19 protein-coding genes are annotated in these 26,244 nt (G+C 51.3%); 17 read left to right on the forward strand and 2 right to left on the reverse strand.

Annotated features, from left to right (window positions below):
* Nucleotides 1–355 precede the first annotated feature (355 nt).
* The 17 genes from B1728_RS25125 to B1728_RS25205 all read left to right on the forward strand — a co-directional run bounded on the left by B1728_RS25125 (nt 356) and on the right by B1728_RS25205 (nt 24,104).
* Entirely contained in the window at nt 356–2,122 is a 1,767-nt protein-coding gene (locus tag B1728_RS25125) for a glycoside hydrolase family 2 protein (RefSeq protein WP_079913178.1), read from the forward strand.
* Nucleotides 2,123–2,154: 32 nt separating this feature from the next.
* The gene (locus B1728_RS25130; protein WP_079913179.1) at nt 2,155–3,108 is read left to right on the forward strand and encodes a glycoside hydrolase family 43 protein; all 954 of its coding nucleotides are present in this window, start codon (nt 2,155–2,157) and stop codon (nt 3,106–3,108) included.
* A gap of 180 nt (nt 3,109–3,288) precedes the next feature.
* Nucleotides 3,289–3,891 (forward strand): TetR/AcrR family transcriptional regulator, encoded by a 603-nt coding sequence (locus tag B1728_RS25135; RefSeq protein ID WP_079913354.1) that lies wholly within the window; start codon nt 3,289–3,291, stop codon nt 3,889–3,891.
* Between the two features lies 1 nt (nt 3,892).
* Nucleotides 3,893–4,642 (forward strand): type I methionyl aminopeptidase, encoded by a 750-nt coding sequence (map, locus tag B1728_RS25140; RefSeq protein WP_079913180.1) that lies wholly within the window; start codon nt 3,893–3,895, stop codon nt 4,640–4,642.
* Nucleotides 4,643–4,812: 170 nt separating this feature from the next.
* On the forward strand, nt 4,813–6,186 hold the full coding sequence (locus B1728_RS25145; protein WP_179136197.1) for an LLM class flavin-dependent oxidoreductase: 1,374 nt from the start codon (nt 4,813–4,815) through the stop codon (nt 6,184–6,186).
* Nucleotides 6,187–6,216: 30 nt separating this feature from the next.
* Nucleotides 6,217–7,581, forward strand: a complete 1,365-nt coding sequence (locus B1728_RS25150; protein WP_079913182.1) for an LLM class flavin-dependent oxidoreductase — start codon at nt 6,217–6,219, stop codon at nt 7,579–7,581.
* Between the two features lie 308 nt (nt 7,582–7,889).
* Nucleotides 7,890–9,086 (forward strand): LLM class flavin-dependent oxidoreductase, encoded by a 1,197-nt coding sequence (locus B1728_RS25155; protein WP_256865493.1) that lies wholly within the window; start codon nt 7,890–7,892, stop codon nt 9,084–9,086.
* A 28-nt stretch (nt 9,087–9,114) separates the two neighbouring features.
* Nucleotides 9,115–10,119 (forward strand): aldo/keto reductase, encoded by a 1,005-nt coding sequence (locus B1728_RS25160; RefSeq protein WP_079913183.1) that lies wholly within the window; start codon nt 9,115–9,117, stop codon nt 10,117–10,119.
* A gap of 96 nt (nt 10,120–10,215) precedes the next feature.
* A complete protein-coding gene (locus B1728_RS25165; protein WP_079913184.1) occupies nt 10,216–11,322 on the forward strand; it encodes an ABC transporter ATP-binding protein in 1,107 nt (368 codons plus the stop codon).
* Between the two features lie 38 nt (nt 11,323–11,360).
* Entirely contained in the window at nt 11,361–14,351 is a 2,991-nt protein-coding gene (locus B1728_RS25170; RefSeq protein WP_256865494.1) for an extracellular solute-binding protein, read from the forward strand.
* The gene (locus tag B1728_RS25175) at nt 14,341–15,342 is read left to right on the forward strand and encodes a carbohydrate ABC transporter permease (protein WP_079913185.1); all 1,002 of its coding nucleotides are present in this window, start codon (nt 14,341–14,343) and stop codon (nt 15,340–15,342) included. The genes B1728_RS25170 and B1728_RS25175 overlap by 11 nt, the downstream gene beginning before the upstream one ends.
* Nucleotides 15,343–15,422: 80 nt before the next feature.
* On the forward strand, nt 15,423–16,259 hold the full coding sequence (locus B1728_RS25180; protein WP_256865513.1) for a carbohydrate ABC transporter permease: 837 nt from the start codon (nt 15,423–15,425) through the stop codon (nt 16,257–16,259).
* A 20-nt stretch (nt 16,260–16,279) separates the two neighbouring features.
* Nucleotides 16,280–18,421 carry a YIP1 family protein gene (locus tag B1728_RS25185; protein WP_256865495.1) on the forward strand — a complete coding sequence of 714 codons (2,142 nt, stop codon included), beginning with the start codon at nt 16,280–16,282 and terminating at the stop codon, nt 18,419–18,421.
* Nucleotides 18,418–20,709 carry a DUF5696 domain-containing protein gene (locus B1728_RS25190; protein WP_079913187.1) on the forward strand — a complete coding sequence of 764 codons (2,292 nt, stop codon included), beginning with the start codon at nt 18,418–18,420 and terminating at the stop codon, nt 20,707–20,709. Before B1728_RS25185 ends, B1728_RS25190 begins: the two co-directional genes overlap by 4 nt.
* Complete coding sequence (locus tag B1728_RS25195) at nt 20,706–21,572, forward strand: carbohydrate ABC transporter permease (RefSeq protein ID WP_079913188.1); 867 nt, start codon at nt 20,706–20,708, stop codon at nt 21,570–21,572. Before B1728_RS25190 ends, B1728_RS25195 begins: the two co-directional genes overlap by 4 nt.
* Before the next feature lie 40 nt (nt 21,573–21,612).
* A complete protein-coding gene (locus tag B1728_RS25200) occupies nt 21,613–22,584 on the forward strand; it encodes a carbohydrate ABC transporter permease (RefSeq protein WP_256865496.1) in 972 nt (323 codons plus the stop codon).
* Between the two features lie 176 nt (nt 22,585–22,760).
* Nucleotides 22,761–24,104: an ABC transporter substrate-binding protein gene (locus tag B1728_RS25205; protein WP_079913190.1), complete on the forward strand. Its 1,344-nt coding sequence runs from the start codon at nt 22,761–22,763 to the stop codon at nt 24,102–24,104.
* A gap of 49 nt (nt 24,105–24,153) precedes the next feature.
* On the opposite strand, the gene B1728_RS25210 is transcribed toward B1728_RS25205, so the two are convergent.
* Both B1728_RS25210 and nfsA read right to left on the reverse strand, forming a co-directional pair.
* Nucleotides 24,154–25,290 carry an NAD(P)-binding domain-containing protein gene (locus tag B1728_RS25210; protein ID WP_079913191.1) on the reverse strand — a complete coding sequence of 379 codons (1,137 nt, stop codon included), beginning with the start codon at nt 25,288–25,290 and terminating at the stop codon, nt 24,154–24,156.
* Between the two features lie 18 nt (nt 25,291–25,308).
* On the reverse strand, nt 25,309–26,046 hold the full coding sequence (gene nfsA, locus B1728_RS25215; protein ID WP_079913192.1) for an oxygen-insensitive NADPH nitroreductase: 738 nt from the start codon (nt 26,044–26,046) through the stop codon (nt 25,309–25,311).
* Between the last annotated feature and the right edge of the window lie 198 nt (nt 26,047–26,244).

The following is a 26,244-nucleotide window of genomic DNA, read 5'->3' on the forward strand; positions in this document are numbered from 1 at the left end:
TAATATTCACATGTAGGACCTGAGGAGGACTCCGGCATATGAAGTAGTACAATGGCGGGGAATGAGGAGGATGCGAAAACATTATCGGCATTCCAAAAACATGAGATTCAAAGAAGGTTCCCCTCAAATATTTACATCATGGGGGGAACTTTGTTTTGTCGACCTTACAAGAATTATTCCTATTCCCTATGGAATAGCGGATCACAGTGAATAGTACGAACTACCACCACACTAAATAACTATAAAGTTAACATATGAACTATAAGGTTGACAAAAAGAAAGGCAACACCTATTATATTAACATAATAGTAATTATATTAATTATTATATTAATCATTTAAAAAGGAGTGCAGACATGAATCAAGAGATCCAAAGACTGGAGTACCCTCGTCCGCAGCTTGTAAGGGAGAAATGGCTTAACCTGAATGGAACCTGGGATTTTGAATTCGATGATCAACGTATAGGAGATGAACAGCAATGGGGTTCGGTCACGAGAGAATTTACGAAAGAAATTCAGGTTCCTTTTGCTTACCAGAGCCATTTAAGCGGAATTGGAGAGACGGGTTTTCACGATCTGGTGTGGTATAAGCGCAGTTTCACCATTCCCGAGGATTGGACCGGCAGCAGGATCATTCTTCACTTCGGTGCAGTAGATTATGCGGCAACGGTGTGGGTGAATGGCAAAGTAGTTGCCTTTCATGAAGGGGGACATACGCCATTCCATGCAGACATAACAGCCGCACTGAAACAAGATGAGAATATCATTGTCGTTCGTGTTGAGGATTTCAGCCGTGATGTCACCCTTCCGCGCGGAAAGCAATATTGGAAGGATCATTCAGCTTCTATCTTCTATACACGGACGACCGGCATATGGCAGACCGTTTGGCTAGAGCCAGTCAACCCGCTGCACATTAAGAAGATTAAATTCAAGCCGGATATTGATAAGAACGAAATTCAAATCCGGACTTTCTTGAATCAGGCTCCAGTGGTCGATAAGGTAGAAGCTCGCATCGATATTCGATATAAAGATGAATATTTCACCAGCACAACGTTAAGTATTCATCATTCGGAAGAAACAAGGACCGTAGGGCTGCACGATTTTAACGATCATGGATTGGGGCGTTGGTGGTCGCCGCATAATCCCAACCTGTACGACGTAACTATAACCTTGTTGGTGAACGGAGAGGTAGTCGACTCCATTCAAAGCTATTTCGGCATGCGTAAAATCTCCGTTGAGGCAGGCAAGGTCATGCTGAATAATCGGGTCTATTTCATGCGTCTTGTCCTTGATCAGGGTTATTTTCCGGAGGGAAACCTAACAGCTCCGAACGACGAAGCATTGAAACGGGATATTGAATTGGCAAAGGAAATGGGATTTAACGGAGCGCGTAAGCATCAGAAGATTGAAGACCCCCGCTATCTGTATTGGGCGGATAAATTAGGTTTTCTCGTATGGGGCGAGATGGCTAACGCTTATCAATACTCGGAGGAGTATGTTCGAAAGGTCACCTTCGAATGGCAGGAGGCCATTGAACGAGATTACAATCATCCTTCCCTTGTCGTCTGGGTACCCCTTAATGAAAGCTGGGGTGTCCCGAACATCCTGATCGATAAGCGGCAGCAGCAGCATGCACTGGCAATGTACCACTTAACCAAGTCTCTAGATGATACTAGACTGGTCGTTTCTAATGACGGCTGGGAACACATGAGAACGGATCTCTTGACCATCCACGACTACGAGTGGAGACGAGAAGAGCTGGAGGAGAAATATGCTACACTGGAAAAAACATTGGGAATGAAGCGCACACGTCGTGAGCTGCTGGTTGGCGGCACAGTCTATGAGAACCAGCCGATTCTAGTGACGGAATTTGGTGGTATTGCCTTTAAGAAAAACGATCAGGAGGGTTGGGGGTATTCCGGAGCCGAGAATGAAGAGGATTTCTTAAAGAGGCTTACTGATGTAGTCGAGCCGTTATTACAATCCCCGCAGGTCCAAGGTTTTTGCTACACCCAGCTAACCGATGTAGAACAAGAGATTAACGGGCTGCTGAGCTATGACCGTACTCCCAAATCTTCACTACAAAATATTCGGAAAATAATAGGCGGGCGGGTTAAGTATTAATCGCCGAAGTCAAGGCGGGAAGGAGATTCAGCATGTCTAGAACCTTCAATCCGTTGCTGCTGCAGGGGGCGGATCCTTGGCTTTATCAGCACGAGGGACGTTATTATTTTATGGTGACCCGGGGGAATAGGCTAGATCTGTGGGAATCGACTACGATATCCGGCATATCGGAAGCAGCCCCGGTCACGATCTGGACGCCGCCTGAGCAGGGAGCTAATTGCCAACACATATGGGCTCCGGAAATCCATTTTATTCGTGGAAAATGGTACATCTATTACACGGCTAATGACGGCAAAGTAGGGAAGGCGGGCGATGCGTGCCGCCGGATCTTCGTTCTCGAGAACTCTTCTCCCGACCCTATGAAGGGTACGTGGACCGATAAAGGCCAGCTTGACACGGCTTATCCCGGGCTGGACGGAACCGTTCTGGAGCATAGGGGGGAATTGTATTTTATCTACTCCGGCTATGGCTGTTATCCGGATTACGGGTCGGCGATTTATATCGTGAAGATGAGCAATCCTTGGACGCTGGTAGAAGATAACGTGCTGCTTTCTGCCCCGACAGAGCCATGGGAGAAACAGGGCGGCATGGCCATCAATGAAGGGCCGGTCATACTGCGTAAGGGCGATAAGCTTTACCTTCTATTTTCGGCAAGCGCCTGCTGGTCGGACGATTATTGTCTCGGGATGCTTACGGCATCAGCATCAGCTGATTTGATGAGGCCGGAAAGCTGGATCAAATCGCCGAGCCCTGTATTTGCCAAAAGTGTGGAAAACGGTGTGTTCGGCCCAGGTCACAACAGCTTCACGAAATCGCCGGACGGCACGGAGGATTGGATAATATACCATGCGATCGATATTTCGGGCGGCGGAGCACAGCGCAGAAGTACGCGAGCACAAAGGTTTACCTGGGATGGGAACGGAATCCCTGACTTTGGGGTGCCGGTTTCGACAGATACGGAGCTTATCGTGCCGTCCGGTGAATAGGTTTGATTGACCGACCGAAAAACATGGCTTGCCAGCGACTTATGGTAATAGTCAAGCCCCATGACATCTCTTTTGAAGCGGGAGACATGAGCCAATCGTTGTCGATTTGACTGAAAAGGAAAATTAATGTATTCTTATTTTGACATTACAGTAGGTCAAAAAAAGGAGGACTTTCCGATCATGTCTCCCCGAACGAAGGAACAGAACGAAGAGATTCGTGCGCTTCGGATCCAGCAAATGCTGCAGGCCGCCGCGCAGGTATATATTGATAAAGGAATCACTATGGAGATGCGCGATGTCGCGGCCCAGGCCTCGCTCGGTTACGGAACAGTTTATCATTATTACAAAAATAAATACGAATTGTTTGATGAATTGCTGTGGTGCGCTTTCGAAAAAGCGAAATCGGTCACGGAAACTGCCTTGAGCGGCGAAGGACCATGGCCTGAACGGCTGCGGAAATATATCGTGCTCATGCTTCGCCAGTGGTCGGAGAATCTATCGGTGTTCATTCTGTACAAAATGTCGGTGGAAAATTTTCACCAGCTGCCCGGCGGCCGCTATAGGGATCTGTCCGAGCGGTTCCACGAAGAGCTGTACTTGCCGCTGACGGAGGTATTCCGGGAATACGCCGGCGGGCGAAGCCCGGAAAAAGCGGCCAACATGCTGATTGGCTCGCTTGTCGGCTATGCCGGATTGCATATTCATCATCAGCATGAAGAGATGGATATCGACGAGGCAGCGGAAACTTTACTGACTGGAATTTTGCCAGGAGGGAACCGATAATATGATCACTTTGAAATCGGCAGCGGAAATAGAAGAGATGAAAATAGCCGGGCGATTCGTGGCGGTATGCCACAAAAGAGTGGCCGAAATGATTCGCCCGGGCATTACGACACAGGAGATTAACGACGAAGTTGAGAGGCTCATCGCAAAAGCCGGGGGGAGAGCGCCCACTTTGGGCTACAATGGCTACCAGTATGCAACATGCGCTTCCGTGAACGATGTGATCGCACACGGGTTCCCGAACAGCAAGCCGCTTCAGCAGGGAGACATTGTCACCATCGATATCGTTGCGGAGTTGAACGGCTGGGTTGGCGATTCCGCATGGAGCTACGCGGTTGGCCCCGTCTCGGAGGAAGCCGAGAAGTTGATGCGGGTCGCGAAAGAGTGCATGTACATCGGTATCGAACGAGCAACCGTTGATAGCCGGATCGGTGATGTTGTCCATGCGATTCAACAACATGCGGAGCAAAACGGTTTTGGTGTTGTGCGCGATTTGCTTGCCCATGGAGTGGGTAGAAACATGCATGAGGAGCCTAATTTTCCGCACGTCGGCTTGCCGGGCAAAGGCTTCCGCCTTAAGGAAGGAATGGTTTTTACCATTGAGCCGATGTTGAACGCGGGAACGTATCGCATGACGATCGACGATGATGGTTGGACCGCGCGAACCGCTGACGGAAGGCTATCCGCTCAGTACGAGCATACAATTGCCATTACGAAAGAGGGACCTGTCATTTTAACTGCGCAGGAATAAGTCTTTAAAAAAATGTTTTGACAAATTAAAAAATGCATGTTACTTTATTACCTAGTAATTCCATAGGAAATATAGTACTTGACTACCGGACAACCGGAAACTTGCTGCGGCTTGTTTCCGGTTTTTTCTATTATCCGGAGAAAAAATCGTTTGAATGGAGCGTGTGTAGCTTGAGTTCAGGGAAAAAAAACGTGCATCTCAACGTGTTTGTTCGTATTGCAGGCCACCATGCCGGCGGCTGGAAGCATCCGGACGCAGAGCCTCAGAGGGATCTTGATATTGACAAGTATGTGGAATTGGCCCAACTCGCGGAACGCGGACTCCTCGACTCCTTGTTCACGGCAGACAATTATTCGGGCACGGGTCGCAGGCTAGAGCCTTTCACGTTGCTCTCAGCTCTGGCGGCCGTCACGAAACACATCGGTCTGATCGGCACGGTAAGTACCACTTACAATGATCCGTTTCATGTAGCTAGGAAGTTCGCTTCGCTTGATTTTTTAAGTAAAGGGAGGGCAGGCTGGAACATTGTAACAGGGCATTCGCCAGCGGACGGGGACAACATCACGAAGTGGGATGGGTATCCGGAGACGGAAAAGCGGTATGACATCGGAGATGAGTTCGTCGAAGTTACTAAGCAATTATGGGACAGCTGGGATGAGGAGGGAATTCAGATTCACGACGAGCATGAGCTTAGAGTGGACCGGGATCATATTCACGAAATCGATTTTCAGGGCAACTATTACCATATCAAGGGCCCTTTAAACATCCCACGCCCGCCGCAAGGCTATCCTGTATTGGTACAAGCCGGTTCCTCCGAGAAAGGCAAGGAACTAGCAGCGAAGCATGGTGAAGTCATCTTTACCGCACAACAGACGCTCGGGGCGGCACAGGAGTTTTATACCGATGTAAAATCGAGGCTGTCCAAATATGGAAGGAGTCCTGACGAGCTGGTGATCATGCCGGGACTTGGTGCTATTGTCGGTGAAACGGAAGCGGAGGCTAGAGAGCTCGAAGAGGAGCTATTTTCCCTGCTCAATCAAGAGCAAGCTCTAAAGCAGGCTTCACGGTTCTTCGCCGTGGATTTGTCGGAGTATTCGCTGGATGATCCGGTGCCGATTGATAAGATCAAGCCCGAAGACCCGCGCAAGCAGGGCGGGATCACCAGCCGCCGGGAGGTAGTGCTTGACGCAGTGCGCCGGGAGAAGACGACCATCCGGCAATTTATCAACCGCAGCGCGGGCGGACACGGTCATATTACCTTTACAGGCTCCTATATTCAAGTAGCTGATTTCATCGAGAAATGGCTGCGGGAAGGGGGAGCGGACGGCTTTAACTTGCTGCCGCAGGTGGTTCCGAACAATTTGGAGACATTCATCAACAAGGTCATCCCAGAGCTGCAGAACCGGGGGATTTACCGGACGGCTTACGAAGGGACTACCCTTCGCGATCATCTTGGACTTGCGCGACCGGCTAACAGGAATAGAGAGCTGTGGACAGCCAGTCGGCAATCTTCGAAAAGCACCTATTCCGATGCAGCCCATTAATCAAGAATCCTATGCGAGGTGATGTATACAATGTCGAAGCCCAATAAAAAAGCGCATTTTAATGTATTCATACGCGGTACCGGACATCATGCTGCAGCTTCGAGACATCCGTCGGTCAATCCGGATGGCGGGCTTGATTTGGAGCATTTTGCTAACCAGGCGCGCATTGCTGAGAGAGGCTTGCTGGACGCTCTGTTCGTTGCTGACGGTTATTCTGGCGTTTCTCGGCGGCTCGAGCCTTTCACGTTGTTCTCGGCCCTCGCCCCGCTAACCAAGCATCTTGGTTTCATTGCAACGGTTGGAACGACGTATAACGATCCCTACCATGTTGCCCGGCAATTCGCTTCCTTGGACCATATCAGCAAGGGACGAGCGGCATGGAACATCGTTACGACAGCACAATCTGCAGCACATAATTTCGGACGAGGCGAGCATCCCCATGTGGATGAGCGGTACAGAGTGGGCGAGGAATTCGTCGATGTCGTCAAGCAGCTCTGGGACAGCTGGGAGGAGGATGCCCTCGTTTACGATAAAACCTCAGACCAGCGGCTGGACTCAAGCAAGGTGCACCACATTAACTTTACCGGCAATTACTATAAAGTCAAAGGCCCACTGAATATTCCGCGTCCGCCGCAAGGCTACCCGGTACTTGTTCAGGCCGGTTCCTCCGAAGGGGGCAAAGAGCTGGCGGCGAGAACGGCGGATGCCATCTTCACTGCCCAGCAAACATTAGCTGCTGCGCAAGAGTTTTATCGGGATGTAAAGGGCAGATTGGCCAAATTCGGCAGGACGCCGGATCAACTGCTTATTTTGCCTGGTCTATGCCCGATCATTGGGGATACGGAAGCGGAGGCTAGAGAGCTCGAGGAGGAGTTGTTTTCACTTCTCCATTTAGAACGATCGCTCAGCAATTTGTCCCGTTATTTCACCGTCAATCTGGCTGATTATCCGCTGGATGCGCCGGTGCCACTCGATAAGCTAAGGCCGGCAGAGGAGTTTCGTACAGGGATTACGTCACGCCGGGACGTCATTATCGATGCTGCATTCAGAGAGAAGTTCACGATCAAACAATTTGTGAGCCGAAGCGCCGGAGGACACGGTCATATTACGTTTACGGGGTCCGTTCTCCAGGTAGCCGATTTCATCGAGCAATGGATCCGGGAGGGAGGCTCGGACGGCTTCAACATTCTCCCGCCGATCTTCCCTAAGGGGCTGGAGGATTTTGTTGACAAGGTTATCCCTGAACTGCAAAATCGCGGGTTGTTCCGTACGGAATATGAGGGAACAACCCTGCGTGAAAATTATGGTTTAGCCCGTCCTGAGAATCAGCATAGAAAAGTATGGGCTGCTAACGGACAAAGCCTCGCGGCATCGGGAGAGGCGAGTTGGGCATAGCGGAATGCTATAATCGAATGGAAGAATATTGACGATATGGATTATTATTGTTGACAGTATGAAAGCAGCATACTATACTGCACATAAACATAGTTAGTACATCGGAATACTTTAATTTATTTCGAAGGTCTACCGGAAAGCTGGAGACTCCTTTTTGATTCGGATGCGTGCCGAATAGAATAGGGGTCTTTTTTTCTGTAATAGAATGGGTAGATGATAGGACTCCCAGCAAAGTAACGTAATCGGTCTCAAAGCAAAGGCGGCACTTGCGGGATCATCCTATGAATTAACAAGGGGGCGAGATTGCATTGAGATGGCAGCAACCGATCGAGCCGGAGTTCGGCTGGTATATGCCGACAAGAGGAGACGGACCTTATATTGGCGTCAAGCCGGAACGGGTCGTGGACACGGCGTACATGATCCGGGTAGCCCAAGCAGTGGAGAATGCGGGGTATACGTTCGCGCTCATTCCGACAGGAGGCGCCTGCACGGATGCCTGGGTGATGGGAGCTACATTAGCGGCCCATACGAAAATATTCAAGCCGCTGATTGCGATGCGCCCCGGTTTGATTGCACCGGCGCTTGCGGCACGAATGGGGGCATCATTGGATGAAGTCACTGGTGGACGCGCTCTGTTCAACATTGTGACCGGCAGTTCGGCTGAAGATATGAAGGCCATGGGCGATATGCTGGCTTATGACAAGGAAGCACGGTATGAGAGAACTACGGAGTATATCAAGATTGTCCGTCAGCTTTGGATCAATTCCCAGGGGGTCCGAGGCAATCAGCTGCTTGCTAATCACAGCGGGGAAAAGGAGATTGAATTGCTGGATTACTCCGGCAAATATTTCTCCCTTGAAGGCGGAGTAAGCTATCCGTCACCGGTGCAGCGGCCCCATCCGCCATTTTATTTTGGCGGCAGCTCGGCGGCGGCCAAACGCTTGGCGGCGGAAATCGCCGATGTGTACCTGATGTGGGCGGAACCAGTAGATTGGATCCGAGAACAAATCGAGGAGGTGGAGTATCACCGCTTGCGCTTGAAGGCGGAGCAGGGTATCGACCGGACGATCCGCTACGGAATTCGCGCCCAAGTCTTCGTTCGCGATACCGAGGAGGAGGCTTGGGAGGCTGCAAGGGAAATCATCAGCAAGGTCGATCCCGTCACCTTGCGTGAAACGGAAACGCGATTCCAGCATGCTGAATCAGAGGGCCAGCAGCGGCAAAACCGGGTCCGCCAGCTCGCTGCGAATAACGATTACGTGATCGGTCCCAATTTCTGGGCGGGGCTTTCGTCCATACGCGGTGGGGGAGCGATGGCCTTTGTAGGAACCCCTGATCAAGTTGCTGACAGATTCATCGAATTTATCGATATCGGAGTTTCTTCCTTTATCTTATCCGGTTATCCCAATTTGGAAGAGTCATCCCGATCGGGTGCTGTTATTCAAGCCGTAAGGAGCAAGCTGAAGGAAAGAACAGGGTCCGGACACCGGAGCTCTGCATCATAATTTTTCTAACTATGAGGAGCGATTCGAGATGACAATAGGATTAAGGAAATTTGGTAGAACTGGCCTGAAGGTATCGGAAGTGAGCCTGGGAACGATGGCCTTCGGACGGTGGATCGATGAGAAGCAATCGGCTGATGTGCTTGACACCGCACTTGATGCGGGAATTACGCTGCTAGATACCGCCGATGTCTATGGCAAGGGAACAGACCGCAATAATCCGCTGGAGTCCGGTCAATCGGAGACGATTCTCGGCAATTTGCTCGGCGCTCGCAGACACCAAATTATCCTCGCGACAAAAGTACATGGACGGGTAGGACTTGGTGCCAACGATGCGGGGCAGAGCCGTTATCACATTTTTCGCGCCGTCGAGAACAGCCTTCGGCGACTTCAAACGGATTATATCGATTTGTACCAAGTGCATCGCTTCGACGAAAGTACACCGTTGGAGGAAACGCTGAGAGCATTGGACGATTTGGTTCGTCAAGGGAAAATTCGTTACATAGGCTGCTCCAACTACGCCGCATGGCAAATTGCGAAGGCGCACGGCATCTCGGCGCAGCTGAATTTGCACCGGTTCGAAAGCGTACAGCCTGAGTACAGCATCATCAACCGGGATATCGAGCGGGAGCTGCTGCCGTTCGCCGCTTCGGAGCAGGTGGGCGTCATTGTGTACAGTCCGCTTGGTCGCGGGCTATTGGCGGGGAAGTACGCCTTCGAACAAGCTCCTCCTGAGGGAACACGCGGGGCCGCCGGCGAGCAGCGTCTGCAAGTGCTGCTCAAACAGGAGCATCATTTTCATATCGTAGAACGGTTTAAAGCGATTGCAGCTCGGAAGGGCTGGTCTCTAGCGCAGCTTGCGCTTACTTGGGTAGTCAGCAGACCGCACATTACATCTGCCATTCTGGGGGCATCGAATCCAAGACAAGTAATCGAATCCGTTCAATATGTCGGTGAGAAGCTGAGTCCGGAAGAGCTGTCCGAGATCGACGAAATTACGAATAACCCTTATGCAGGGAGGGTTGGGCAGCTGTAAGGCAAAGTTAGCTGTGCATCTAATCCGATTAAACTTATGAGAATAATTGGTTGAACATCACTAATACACTCATAAGAACTGAGAGGCGTTGACTCGATGGCTGGAATTTTAATCAACCACTTATATAAAAGATACGGCAAGGATAAGCATGACGTCGTGAAGGATTTTCATCTCGAGATTCAGGACCGGGAATTCCTGGTCTTCGTCGGACCTTCCGGCTGCGGCAAATCGACAACCCTGCGGATGATCGCCGGGCTGGAGGAGGTTACCGAAGGGGAAATCTATATCGGCGATAAGCTGGTGAACCATCTGCCCCCGAAGGACAGGGATATTGCCATGGTGTTTCAAAACTATGCGTTATATCCAAATCTCACGGTGTATGAAAATATCGCTTTCGGTCTCCGAATGCGGAAGGTACAGAAGCACGTCATCGATCAAAGTGTGAAAAAGGCCGCAAGGGTGCTGGAAATCGAACAATACCTGGACCGTAGACCTAGGGAATTGTCAGGAGGCCAAAGGCAGCGTGTCGCGTTAGGGCGTGCGATCGTCCGCAATCCGAAAGTATTTCTCATGGATGAGCCATTATCCAACCTAGACGCGAAACTGCGCGCGCAAATGCGTACGGAGATCATCAAGCTGCACAAGTCGCTGGACGTTACCTTCATCTATGTAACGCATGATCAGGTGGAGGCCATGACGATGGGGGACCGGATTGTTGTCATGAAGGACGGCATTATCCAGCAGGTGGATACGCCGGAGGTCATTTACCGTTATCCGAGCAATACATTTGTCGCCAGCTTTATCGGATCGCCCCAGATGAATTTTCTCACAGGACGCATCGTTGAGAACGTTCCAGGAAGGCTGGAGTTCTCCACCTCAAGGTTCTCGCTGGAAATTCCGCCTGAGACGGCTAGTATACTGCTCAAGCATAAGCAATTGAACCGGACGGTTACGCTGGGGCTGCGGCCTGAGTATATCAGTCTGGAGGGGCTCTATTCCGACACGCTCCTGGTCGGCCGCTGCAAGCTGAGCGAGTTAATGGGCGCCGATCGTTTCCTGCATTTAGATATCGGACAGGATAAGCTGCTGATTGTCCGCGTGAACTCCCAGTTTCAATACAAGGACAATGAAAGTGTGCGAATTTCACCTGATATGAACAAAGCGCTATTCTTCCACATCGATACTGGCGATAGACTAAAATAGGCGCTCGATCAGCGTATGGAAGAAAGGGGGGTACCATATTGTTCATCAATCGATTTCACCGTTCCCGGACTCTTAGATGCCGGACGCTTCTGCTGCTATCCGCCTTGCTGGCGATCTTGGGCCTTCCACTCTCGATTAGAAGCGGCCTTCCGGTTTACGCTGCCGAGCCTAAGTCAACACAGCCCACGAAGTCGTCTATCCAGCAGGGGCAGGCCGCCGGAAATGACCCGTTAACGGAACCCTATTATGCGTCCGTGTTGAAGACGTGGCAGGAGCAAAATATTCCGAACGCGAAGTCTGACGTCGCCATCCGTGCCACCACGCCTTCTGCCCAGTCGGATCCCGGCTCGACCGCAAGAGGCAGCCTGGAGGGCAAGCCGGATGTGCTGCTGTGGAAAGGAAGCCAGGCAAGCTGGATCGAGTACCAATTCCAGGTTCCCGCCGCAGGCTTGTATGAAATACATGCCTCGTATCATCCGCTACCTGGGAACGGCGTCGGGAATCCGATCGTATGGGATGTTGCGTTGGATGGCAGACGTCCGTTTCGAGAAGCCTCTTCGATCACGTTGTACCGCGAGTGGACTGATGCCCGTCCGATCCTCAAGAATGAAGATGGGGATGAGGTGCGCCCTCGTTCATACGAACTCGCCACGTGGCGCGTCAAGCCGTTCATTGACTCCGAGGGGGCCTATGCCGAGCCGATAAAATGGTATTTTACCGCAGGCTCCCATACGCTGAGGATTAACGGGCTGGAACCGGTCGCGCTGGAAGAGCTTCGGCTTGTTCCCCCGCAGAAAATCTACACTTACCGTGAAGTGTCCGCATCCTATCCATTAACGCCACCCGTTCAGGCACGGGTATTAACACTGCAGGCGGAGGATTTAGCGTATAAAAATGATACATCGATCAAATTATTTTACGATACCGATCCCCGCACCGTTCCTGAGTCCAGGGGAAGGATCACGTATAACACGGTCGGCGGCAGAAGATGGCTGTATCAGAATCAGGAAATAGTCTGGAGCTTCGACGTACCGGAATCCGGCAAATACAAGCTGGCGCTGCGTTCGCTGCAAAATGCCATCGCGCAAAAATCATCCTTCCGGAGTATTCGCATTGACGGGAAGACACCATTTCGCGAGCTGCTGGACTACAGGTTTCCATACAGCTCCGGCTGGAAAGGAACGGTCCTTCAGCAGGAAAACGGAACGCCGTTTGAATTTTATTTGACCAAGGGTACACACGAGCTGTCGATGGCGGTCAACCATGCCCCCATCAAGCCGGTGCTGCTCGGGATTGATGATTTGTCCGGCCAGCTGCGCTTGATCGAGCAGGATCTGCGGCTATTGACCGGTGGATTGGTGGATAGGAACAGGACATGGAAGGTCGCGGAGGACCTTCCCGATTTGCCGGATCGGCTCGAGAAGGCCATAAGTTCGCTGCTGTCTCTATCGGCTGCGCTTCAGCAGATCAACGGGAACAAGGACAGTATTAGTCAGGGGCTGGCTACCTCGGCACAGGACCTTCGCACGCTGCTTGGGAAAATCGATGATGTGCCCTATTACGCGGATCAAATCACAAGCATGAACCAGAAGATTAGCAATTTTATCGATACGTTGCTGCAGCAGCCGCTGCAGCTCGATGAAATCTACATAGCCCCTTCGGAGGAACGTTTTCCAAAAATGGAGGCATCGTGGTTCTCCGAGGCTGTAGGCTCGATCAAAAACTTCTTTTACTCGTTCCAAGATCGAGACAGCCTCAACAACTTAGACGATCGCGTCTTGAACGTTTGGGTTCAGCGGGGGCGGGATTACGTTGACCAGCTGCAGCAGCTGGCGGATGAGCGGTTCACCCCAGATACCGGAATTAAGGTGAAGGTCAATCTACTGCCTACGCCGCAACTGCTGCTGATGTCCAATGCCGCTGGCGTGCAGCCGGATGTGGCACTGGGCCTCACGCAAGATCTGCCGGTTGATTACGCGATCCGCGGGAGTGTAGCTGATTTATCGAAATTTCCGGGCTTTCAGGAGCTTTATAACCAATTCAGTCCAGGGTCCTGGCTTCCGTTTTATTATGACAAGGGCTTCTATGCGATTCCTGAAACGCAGTCGTTTCTAGTGTTGTTTTACCGCAAGGACATTTTGGAGCAGCTTGGGCTGAAGGTACCGCAGACATGGGCGGACGTCACAGCCATGCTGCCGACACTGCAGCGGAATTCGCTTAATTTCTATCTTAACAGTAGGGATTATACGCCCTTCTTTTATCAAAACCATTCCGATTTCTTTGAGCAAACCGGGCTAGGGACAGCACTGGATTCACCGCAAAGCTTCAAATCGTTCAAACAGTGGACCGATTTGTTTACCACTTATGCCCTAGAGAAAGAAGTACCGAGCTTCTACCAGCATTTTCGCAGAGGGACGATGCCGATTGGCGTCTCCGACTACAATATGTACGTTCAGCTGGCCGCAGCTGCTCCAGAGCTGAACGGGAGATGGGGAATAGCCGAGATCCCGGGCATCAAGCAGCCTGACGGCACGATTGAACGGTGGGCCGGAGGCGGTCAGCGAACGGGCGTTATTTTCGAGGCTTCCAAGAAGAAGGATCAGGCTTGGGAGTTCTTAAAATGGTGGGTGTCTGCAGACGTCCAGGCACAATACGGTAATGATATCGAGGCAGTAAACGGCGTTGCTTTCCGCTGGAATACGTCTAACGTCGATGCATTCGCCCGGCTTCCGTGGAAGCGGGAAGACGCGCGCGTCATTCTGGAGCAGTGGCGTTGGTATAAGGACGTTCCCAATCTCCCCGGAGGTTACTTTATGGAGCGCGAGCTTCGGAATGCGTGGCTCAGGTCCGTCGTAGACGGGATAAACTACCGTTCCTCGCTGGAGACAGCGGTACTCGATATCAATCGGGAGCTTCGGCGCAAGCAGCAGGAGTTCGGCTATGTGGACCCCGGAGGACAAACGATTAAAACGCTCGATTTGCCGGTAGTGAGTCAGCCTTGGGAAGGAGTGAACCGTTATGTTCGATAGAACGTCGCGAATTCCGTTGAATACCGCGCCGACATCAGCTGCTGCACCCAAGTCCAAAGCCCGTTCGCGGGTTCGGAACAACGCGCGGGGGCTGCTCGCGCTCCTATGGGCGCACCGTTTTTCTTATTTGTTCGTCGCTCCGTTCATGCTCAGTTTTATCACATTCATTCTAATTCCGGTTCTGGCAGCAATCGGACTCAGCTTCACGTATTTCAATGCGATTCAACGGCCACATTTTATTGGTTGGCAAAACTATCAGTATTTGCTGTCGCAGGATTTGCTCTTCTTGAAATATGCGCTGCCTAACACATTTCAATTCGCATTGCTAGTGGGCCCCGGGGGGTATATTGCCGCATTTTTGCTAGCCTGGCTCATTTCCCAGCTTCCAGGTACACTGCGCAAGTGGTTCGCACTTGCCATGTATACCCCGTCGTTGACTGTTGGAATCGCAATGTCGATTGTTTGGCTGCCGATGCTGACCGGGGACCGGATCGGCTACTTGAACAGCATTCTGCTTCAACTAGGCTTAATCGATGTGCCCAAATTGTGGGTGACCGACAAAGATTACTTGATGAATTCGATGGTCGTCGTGACACTCTGGTCAAGCATGGGGGTCGGTTTTCTTGCGATGCTGGCCGGCATTCTGAACGTGAACAAGGAACTGTATGAAGCGGGCAAGCTTGACGGTATCGGCAGCCGGCTGCAGGAAATCTGGTATATTACGATTCCGTCTATGAAGCCGCAGATGCTGTTTGGGGCAATCATGGCCATTGTATCTACGTTCAAGGCAGGCGCCATCGGAGTAGAGTTGTCGGGCTTGAATCCGACGCCCGAATATGCAGGTCATTTGATAATTAACCATATCGACGACTACGGCTTTATCCGTTTCGAGATGGGCTATGCGGCCGCAATTTCTGTATTCTTGCTCATTCTGATGTATTTGTCCAACCGGCTGAGCTGGAGCTTATTCGGTCCCAAGGAGGGCGAGTAATGAAGCGGATGGTTTTTTCTACAAGCTGGCCCAAGGTCAAAGCCTGGAAGCATGTGAAGCGTCTCACCGGAACGGGTCGAATGGATGCCTTTCAAAAAGTGATTATCACCATCATGGTGCTGCTCTCTCTTTTCATGCTGCTTCCTATCGTGTATATCATCAATCATGCGCTCAAGCCTTATCATGAGCTCTTTGTTTATCCTCCGAATTTCATTGTCAGAGAGCCTACGTTCCAGAATTTTATTGAGTTGTTCCTAGTGGCCGCGAATTCAACCGTTCCGATGTCCCGGTACTTGTTCAACAGCGCGATCATTACGGTGGCCGGGGTTGTGGGCGTAACAATAGTCAGTGCGATGTGCGCGTATCCGATTTCCAAGCTAAAGTTTCCGGGGCATAAAGCGATGTTCTCACTCATTCTGCTGACGCTGATGTTCGCTCCGGAGGTTATGCAGATTCCGCGGTATTTGGTAGTAAGCCATCTAGGTATCATGAATACGTACTGGGGGCATATATTACCACTGCTCGCCATGCCGGTCGGTGTATTTTTACTTAAGCAGTTTATTGATCAGCTGCCAAATGACCTGCTCGAAGCTGCCAGAATAGATGGTGCCAGTGAGTATATTATATTTTTGCGCATCGTCATTCCAGTCTGCATGCCCGCCGTAGCTACAGTAGCTATTTTGACCTTTCAGAGCGCATGGGGTAACGTGGAGACTTCCTCCTTGTTCATGCAGGACGATAATATGAAGAACTTTCCGTTCTTTCTGAGTACCCTAACGAGCAACCAAGCCAATCTCGTGGCCCGTCAGGGGGCGGCAGCTGCGGCGGCGCTCATCATGTTCGTGCCGAACCTGCTCATTTTCTTGTTTTTGCAGGGAAAAGTGATTGCAACCATGGCCCATTCGGGGATCAAATAAAAAGAGAGGAGGACATTCGTTTGCGCTTCATTCATAAGAGACTGCTTCTCTCGATTTCAGTACTATCCGTGCTCTCGGCGTTACTCTTAGGGCCAGGTACCGTTGCGGCCGATACCCCATACAGCACGAATTATAAAGACAGCTACGATCAGCTCGTCTGGACTCAGCCGGCCTACAATCCGGCTGGAGCGCTAGGGCGCGAGATTTACATCCCTGATCCACAGAAGCCCGGACATCTGCTGTTCTCACCACTCAAACAGCCGCAGGATCTTTTTATTGATGTGAAGGATCAAATTTACATTGCGGACACGGGAAACAATCGGATCATTCATCTGGATGAAAAAGGTAAGCTGATCCGCATCATTGACTTGAAAGAAAGCCCATTAAATAAGCCGCAAGGGCTGTATGTTGACGATGAAGGGCAAGTCTATATCGCAGATACTGGGAATAAACGGGTCGTGCTGCTGAATAAGGATGGGAAGCTCATCCGTGAGTACAAGCGGCCAAATTCCAAGTTTTTACCAGATTCCTTCAAGTATGATCCGGTGAAGCTGGTCGTGGACAAACGCGGATATTTGTACATCACAGTGCTTGGCGGCTACCAGGGGCTAATACAGCTGGATTCGGAAGGAGAATTCCAAGGCTTCTTCGGCGCCAACACGACCAGCTTCTCGATGCTCGATATGTTCAAGAGGATAATCTACTCCCGGGAAATGTACCAGAAAGAGATCAGCAAGCTTCCGGGTTCGATTGCTAGTGTCGCGATCGACAAAGATGGATTGATCTATACTACTTCCACCGATGTGGTCAATCGGCAGATCAAGAAGTTGAATATTGCAGGGCAGGATCAGTTGACGAGCAAGGGGGATTTCTCCACAGGGAATGTGAAGACGGAGTATGGCGAAGTGGCCTTCCTTGATTTTAACAACCGGGTACCCGTCCTATCCGATCTAACTGTAGACGGAGACGGCAACATTACCGCGATCGATTCCAAACGCAAGGTCGTAAATCAATACGACAGCTCCGGTAATTTGCTGTTCTTCTGGTGGGGGGATGACACCACGGTAAGCACTCAATTAGGTATGGTTAAGACGCCGACGGCGATCGCCAGCAATTCCCGGGACGAGCTGTTCATTCTGGACGGGGAGAACAATTTGGTACAGCACTTCCAGATATCGGAATTCGGTGCGCTTGTTCATCAAGCAAACCATCTGACACAGGAAGGCAAATACGTGGAAAGTGAAGCCCCGTGGTCCGAGGTGTACCGGCTGAACAACTACTATACACCGGCTATCGTCGGCCTAGCGAAGGCAGCCTATAAGAAAGGAGATTATGAACAGGCGCAGGAGCTGTTCCTGAAAGCCGGCCATGCGCAGGGCTATTCCGATGCCTTCTGGCAGAACCGTCTGCTCTGGTTCCAGCAGCACTTCGGTGCAGTAGCGAATACGGTCTTGATTGCGGTAACTGTGCTTGTACCGGCAGGCAAATGGGTAGGAAGAAGCGGCTGGGCGGACCGCTTACAGCGTCGAAGACGGAGCCGGTTTCCGCTGGCCGGACAGCTTGCCCAAGCCTTTTACATCCTGCGCCATCCGATTGAAGGCTTCAGCGCGATGCGGTACGACGAAAAGGCAGGGTGGCTTAGCAGCTCCATTCTGCTCCTGCTGGGGCTGGGCTCGTTCTGCGTTATGCGAGCGGGAATCAGTTTTATTTTTAACCCCGAGGTATTCCTGGATGTCAACCTTCTAGCGGTGATCGTGCAGTTCCTGGTCATCTGGTTCGGCTGGATCGTTGCCAACTATTTGATCAGCTCGATTTATCGGGGGGAAGGCCGGTTCCGGGATGTCGTCTATGGCAGTGCTTATGCTACCTTTCCGCTGGTCTTGGTGGGCCTGCCCTTGACGATCATTTCGAACGTCATGACATTGAACGAAGGCTCTATTTACCATTTTCTGTACTACGGATTGTTTGTCTGGATCGGCCTTCTGCTGTTTTGGAAGGTACAGAGTCTGCAAAATTATTCGGTAGGCGAGACGGTGATCAACCTCGGCTTATCCGCATTTACGATGCTGGTATGTGGGGTGCTCATCTTTATTACGGTGGGGCTAACGAAAGAGCTTCTAGATTTCTTCTACTCAATTTACCAGGAGGTGTCAGTAAGATGAAGCGCAAACAAGTCGTCATGATTTCCGCCATTCTGCTGGCTATTCTTCTGACGGTAGGACTCCTTACGAATGGCAATACGGGAGGCACGCTACTCGCTGCGGATCCTCCGGCAGGCACAGAAGCTGGGGCGGGTACACAAGCTGCAGCCATTGTCTCCCAGACTGCAACCGGAACCGGTTCGCCGAAGCTGGCGCTGCCGGAAGAAGCCGGCTTCCGGCTCTCGGCGGAATCGGAGGGGCTGAGATTGTGGGTGGATGACAAAACAGCCCATTTTAAGGTGGAGCAGAAAAGCACGGGGCAGGTGTGGCGATCGTATCCAGACCCCGAGCACTGGCCCCGGGAGACTATTACCGGAACCTGGCGTAACAATCTGATGTCGCCGATTATGCTGGAATATATCGATACCTCCAATTCCAAATCGCAAGCGAAGACGATCAGCTGGCTAGAGGATAAAGGTGCTCTTGAGAGCTTTCAGTTGACGCCTGCGGGCTTTAAGGTGACCTTCAACTTTACCGTAACCGGATTCAAAATCCCTATCGAGGTGCGGCTTCGTGAAGATTACGTGGAAACGGCCGTCGACGATAAGAACATCGGGGAAGGCAAGCTCAGCCTGCTGAATGTGAAGCTGTATCCATTATTCGGAGCCGAGCCTTACGAAGAGAAGCAAGAGGGCTACATCCTGCTTCCGGATGGAGCGGGGGCGCTCATCCGGTTCAAGCCGAATCAGGCGAATGATAAATCGGTCTACCGTGCCAGTGTATACGGGAACGACGACGCCTTCTTCAATGAAAAGACCGGCCGCAATGCGCTTCGTCTGCCGGTGTTCGGCATCAAAGCAGGTCCGCAGGCTTTTGTCGGTGTGATGGTATCGGGTGAAGAGTATGGCAAGCTGTTCGCTTCGCCAACGGGAGCGTACGGCCAATACAATTGGGTAACACCCGAGTGGACGTACCGGCTCAAATATTTTCAGAGCACGAGCAAGAAGGGACCCAATGGCTTCTTTACCTACAACAAAGAGCGGTTCACCGCTCCTGAACGGGCAACCCGGTACTATTTGCTCGATCCGGAGAAAAGCGATTATGCCGGGATGGCGGAGAAGTACCGCAATTTCCTGATCAAGGAAAAAGGACTTCAACCACTCACTCCAAAGAACGGTGATGTGCCGTTCTATGCAGATATCATCGGTGCCGACGTTAAGCAGGGTCTCATGTGGGATAAATATCTGAAAGGAACGACGACCACAGAGGCTGCAGAGCTTGTGCAAACACTGCTGAACCAAGGCATCCGTAACCTCACGGTGCAATATGCAGGCTGGCAGACGGGGGGCTACAGTGCGTTCGGCGGGCTGTTCCCGGTCGACTCCCGGCTCGGCGGCAATGAAGGCATGCGCCAATTCATCCAGTTTGCTCATTCCAAGAACGTACCCGTTTATTTAACAGCGAATTACACGCTGAACAATACGGGGAGGGACGGGTTCTGGCCGGCGTTCGACGGCCTGCGCGATTTATCGGGGACCATCGTAGAATATGAGAACCCCTCCAACCACGAGATGACAACGCGAGTAAGCCCGCGCCTAACAGCAAAAACCGCTGAAGAAGATTTGAACCGGTTCAAGTCGCTGGGAGCGGACGGCATCTATTTCAACGAAGGTATAGGGCAGCTGTTGAGCAGCGATTACAACGAACGCTACAAGGCCAATCGCAGTGCTGCACTTCAGCTTCAGCGTGAAGTTCTCCAGCAGACCAAAACGGCGCTTGGCGGAGTCAGCGTAGAGGATGCCAACCTGTACGCATGGGATCAAACTGCTCATATACATAAAATGGCGGATTCGTTCTCTCACGATATTTTCGTAGATGAATCAGTACCGTTCCTGCAGATCGTGCTGCACGGCCTGGTCACCTATTCCTTGGAATGGTCCAACCTGCGGGAGCAATACCGCGCTGACTTCCTACGCAGCATTGAGCTCGGAGCCTATCCCTCGTATGTATTTACGAGCGCACCGTCCGGCAGCTTGAAGGGGGCCTTCTCCATCTGGTACTACAGCATGGATTATAGAGAATGGCTTGCCCATGCGGCAGCAGAATATAAACGCTTTAACGAGGCACTCGGGGATGTTCAGGATCAGGTGATTGTCGGACATCGTACGCTTGCATCCGGAGTCAAGGAAACGGAATATGCCGGAGGCAAAAGAATTATCGTGAATTACAATGCGGAGCCGTATGTTCAAGGGGATCTCCGTGTTCCTGGTAAGGACTTTATCGTGCAGAGAGGAGGGGAGCGTTCATGAGAAGGCTTAATCTGCATGATTCGACGCTGCGCAAATGGGAAGGCGCCTTATTCATCTCGCCGTGGATTCTCGGATTCTACGCGTTCGTCGCCTTCCCCCTCGGCTTTTCGCTTTACATGAGCTTCCACCGAGTGAAAGTGACGGTAGGCGGCATCGAAACGACGCCTAATGGTTTCGATTATTATAAGGAAATCTTATTTGCCGACGGCGGGCTGCTGTATGACGATTTGATTCCATTCCTGAGGGAAGCGGTCATCATGATACCGGTTATTATTATTTTTTCTATGTTGATCGCCATATTACTGAACCAAAAGTTCTGGGGCAGGACACTGTTCCGGATCATCTTCTTTCTACCGGTCATTTTCTCGTCCGGACAGATCGTACTGGAGTTTATCAAGCAGGGTGAAGGCTCGCTGGCCTTCATTGAATCGCTGCGTCTCAGCGCGTATGTGGCGGAGTATGTGCCTAAGAGCTGGGTAGAGCCTATCAATCACGTTATCAGCTCCTTCGTTCTTGTGCTTTGGTACTCGGGTGTGCAGATCCTGATCTTTCTGGCTGGAAGACAGACGATTTCCTCTTCCGTGTATGAGGCGGCTCGGATTGACGGAGCAGATCCGTGGAATACCTTTTGGAAGATTACGCTGCCGGGACTTATTCCGTTTATTTTTTTGAATTTGATTTTTACGGTCGTCGATTTATTTACCTTCCCGAGCAATCCGATTATCAGCAAGGTGACGACGGCCAACTACGGCTTGTCCAGCGCACTCGCGTGGATCTATTTCATGATCGTCCTCACCTTTATCGGACTCGTGCTGTTCCTGTTCAGCAGGGTTGACAAAGCATTCGGAGGAAAGCGCAGATAACAGCAGACCAATACTCGCATGAGCAAAGAGGGAGATGACCATGGAACCTATCTTCGAAAAAAATGGAGGTCGGCGGAGCGGTGAGGGTGTGTTCATAAAAGACCGCACCATGAACACCAAGTACCTGCTGCTTGGCAAGGAAGCGGATCAAGGCTTGCTGTTCCGAATATTTCTATACGTGATTTTGATCGACACCGCATTTATTTATTTGAAGCCGATTCTTTATATGGTCATCACCATGATGAAGGATTCTTCGAATATGCTTGATCCTTCCGTGGTGTGGGTACCGCGATCGATCTTCTTCGGCCATTTGGAGGAGGCACTTCGGCTGCTGAAGTTCAAGACCGGTTTTATCTATAGCATCTCGATTTCGCTGTCTGTGGCGGTTCTCCAGATCATATCGTGCGCTGCTGCCGGCTACGCCTTCGCGAGACTGGAATTTCCATTCAAAAGATTTTGGTTCATCGCCCTGGTGTTTACCTTTATTTTGCCGCCACAGCTAACGATCCTGCCCTCCATCCTGATGTTCAAGCAAATAGGCTGGGCCAATACGGTGCTGCCGATGATCGTTCCGGCAATATTCGGCCATGGGCTGAAAGGAGCCCTATTTGTCATCATTTTCCGGCAATTTTTCTTGACGCTTCCGAAGGAGCTTGAAGAGGCAGCCCGAATCGACGGAGCGAATGCATTCCGCTTTTTCTTCAAGGTTATGCTGCCGCTCTCCAAGTCGGCTATTATCGTTGTCTTCCTATTCTCGTTTGTCTGGAACTGGAACGATTTTTACTTGCCGTCCATGTACATGTCGGGATCTAAGGAGGTTCCACTATCCATTAGTCTGGCGAAGCTGGCGGCCAGCTTATCCGCAGACGAGGCCCAAGGCGGGATCAGCATCTATGCCGAACCGATTAAGATGGCTGCATCGTTCCTGATCATCGCACCGGTGCTTGTCGTATACGCAATAGCCCAGCGTTGGTTCGTCGAGGGAATCGAGCGGACCGGTCTGGTGGAATGAGATAAACCTCTATCCAAGGTCCTTCGAAGATGAGCGACCTTAAAGTTTTGCTAAAGCAAGACTCACTTCGTAAGCAGGGTAGGTTTATTCGCCAATCCGAATGTTCTTCACACTCGCTTTAGCGCTGTAAAGAACTTAAACATTCTGATGTGGTAAAGAAAGGGGTTAACTACACAATGACAAAATCCAGGTCTACTCTATTTTTGACACTAGGCATCATGACTGCATTCTTATCTGCATGCTCCAATCCGGCTAATTCAGGGACAAATGTGTCTGCAGCAGATGGTCCCGCCAAAGATGCCGGGACCGACGCCAAGCCGGTTACACTGAAGTTCTACAACAGCAGCGGCACGTTTACGAACACAGAGTTCAAAACCTTCATTGCCGACCCGGTTCATAAACGGTTCCCGAATATTACCGTGGAACGGATTGAGCCTCCGAGCGGAACGACGCCGGAAGATTTCTTCACCTCCGGTGCAGATCCGGATCTCATTTATGCCAGCTCGACCACGCACAGCAAGCTAATAAACTTGAGCGTGCTTCAGGATTTACGCGAGTATATCAAGAAGTACAGCTTCGACGAGAGCCGGGTCAAGCCGTACTTGTACAACTACGCCAAAGGGCTTTCGAGTAAGGGAGAAATCCTGGCAATTCCGTTCAATTCGAACCAGCATATTTTATATTACAACAAGGACATCTTTGACAAATTCGGCGTACCGTATCCTCCTGATACCCAAATGACCTGGGAGCAAGCCATCGAACTTGGACAGAAACTGACGAGAACGGAGAACGGCGTCAATTACATCGGAATTGATGCAGAAGGCCCAATAGGACTGGCCAAGAGCTTGGCCTTGCCGATTATTGACTTGAAGACGAATAAATCGGTTCTAACCTCGCCGGATTGGGTGCGCGTATTCAACATCGCGAAGCTAAATTATGACATTCAGGGCTATGTAGGGAAGGACGGTAAATATGTGTACGGACGTGACGAGTTCATGAAGGACCGTAATCTTGCAATGCGCCCGACCTGGCTCGCCAACATGGTCGGTCCTTTGGAGGAGCTGCGCCAGCAAGGGCTTGAGGTAAACTGGGATATCGCTCCGATTCCGACCTTCAGCGACCATCTCGGTCAAACCCGGGAATCCCAAGTTCATACGCTGTCGGTCTCAAACAAGAGCAAGCATAAGGATGAAGCATTCCAGGCGATCTCCTTCATTTTGTCCGATGAAGTGCAGAGGACGCTGTCCCGCAACGGACGGGTGCCGGCTATCGTGAACCCTGAGCTGGAGAAGGAATACGGCGCCGATCTTCCGGTGCTGAAGGGCAAGAAAGTACAGAATGTGTTCGTCGGCAGCCCGCTTCAAGAGCACACTTTCCATCCATATGAGATTGATGTGCAGAAGTATGTGAATGAAGCCGCCAAGAGCATTGCCGTAGATAAGGTGGACGTCAATACAGCGCTGCGGAAGGCATCGGAAGAGGTCGACAAAGCAGTGGAGCGGTTCCAAAAGAATAATTAAACTCTAAGTGGTTAATGTGAAAAAAGAAGCTATAAGGAACAAATGTTCCCTATAGCTTCTTTGTACTATCGCTCAAATTTCGGCAAATCATCGGAATAATCGATCGGCACGTTTTTCCGAGTCCGGCAATGAATCGAAACGCCGGCCCATGACTATGGGAAGCGAGCGGACCCGCGAAAAACAGGCCCGGTACACTGCTCTCGAAATGGGCGTTCAAACGAGGGAATCCGCGGCCGTTGTACGTTTCCCGCTCCACATGCATTAGCAGCTCCTCGGAGAGAAACGGGACCCTGTCCAAAGCAATCCGATAGCCTGTTGCAGCAATCAGGTGGTCGACGATACGTTCTTCACCACTGGAGAGGAGCAGATGGAGCTTGTCGCCCGGAAGCGCCTTGGCCTTTTCCACGGAGACGTGAGCCGTCTCAGGTACCTTGCCTTCCACATAAGGACGCAAGAAGGCGGCAATGCTGGCGGAGGAAGTTGTCCATTTTTCCAGCTTGTTCTCAAGCGGAAGGTCATAGAACGCATCGGCAAGCTGTATCAGCTCCATCCCTGAGCCGTTACCGACGCTATAATGAGGCGCTTCCCTGCGGTAAATCAACTCGATGTCACTACCGCTCAAATGGAGAAGTGCAGCCGCCTCCCATGCACTCTGCCCGCTGCCAAGAACCGCGACCCTGCGGCCCGAGAAGGCGCTGAAGTCGGTGTAACGGAACGTGTGAGATACGAGGCTGCCGGGAAGTCCAGCAAAAACCTCCGGTATATAAGCGTAATGCTGCAAACCGGTGGCGACGACAGCATGGCGGGCAGTAAAGATCCTGCCGGTTTCCGTTAAAGCAGAATACCCGCCTGGAATGCCGTCAAGCCGGACCACGAGCTCGGATGTAAACTCGACTCCGGTTTTATCCGCGAACCAGAACGCATAATCTACGAAGACAGGGCGGGGCAGCGGGACAGTAATTTTCGTATGAGTCTCCTGAGCGAAACGCTGAAGGGTATATTCACCACGTTCATCCGATAGCGCGATCACATCCGGCTGGGTGCGGATAAACATATTTTGCGGCATTTGATTCTTCCAAAAATGCATAGGGTAGCCGAGCAGCACATACGATAAGCCGCGTGCAGCCGCATGTGCGGCTAGCGAAATACCGTACGGGCCAGCACCGATAATAAGCAGATCCAGCACAAGAAGCTCTCCCGTCCGTTATTCTAATTTGAATCCCCGATTCTCCAAGAAGCTTCGCATGTGTGTGCGCTGCCTGGACCGGAGACGACCCGTCATTTCCTTAGACCAGTTCGATTCCCTTGTACCCCCGGCCCGGGTAAGCATCCACTGGGACAGCTCCTGGTTATACTGTTCAATCCCTTCGGTATAAGCTTCCGTGGAATAACGTTCGCGGTGAAGCACCGTTGCTAGGGGAAGACGCGGACGTTGTGTAGGCTCTTGATCGGGGTAACCGAGACACATGCCGAATACGGGATACACCAGCTCCGGCAGTCCGATCAGGTCCGATATTTCCTGAGGATGATTGCGGATCCCACCTATAAATACAGTACCGAGACCAAGCGATTCGGCAGCGATGACGGCATTCTGGGCTGCTAGTGCGGCATCGACCGTAGCGATAATGAAGATTTCCGTGCTCGCCGGAATGGTTACTTCTTCTACAGGGGCGCAGGCATACTGCAGCCTGTGCAGATCCGCACACCACAGTAGGAAGACTGGGCATTCATCGATATACTGCTGATCTGCGGCCAAATGGGCGATCTGGCGCTTCACGTCCGGATCGGTTACAGCCACTACGCTGTAAGCCTGCATGTTGCTTGATGTAGGGGCTTTTTGGGCCGCACCGATGATTGCCTTTAGCTGGTCTTCAGTAATCGTGTCCGGTTTGTATTTTCGGATCGAACGATGCTGAAGCAGTTGGTTAATGATATGGTTCATTTACATTCACCTATCCTTTGAGAGGGGTTTGTTCGAAAAGAAAAACCGAAGACCTTGCCCATGGGGAGGTCTCCGGTTATCCGGTAGCAAATTATATTATATTAATCCAATTGGTATACTCAGTTAAATATATCACCGGATTCCAATCGCGTCAATGCAGGATTAATGGCGAACCCCGCACCAGGGATTTAAAAAAAG

This window comes from Paenibacillus sp. 32352 (assembly GCF_002042965.1).
In the GTDB taxonomy this organism is placed as follows: domain Bacteria; phylum Bacillota; class Bacilli; order Paenibacillales; family NBRC-103111; genus Paenibacillus_S; species Paenibacillus_S vulneris.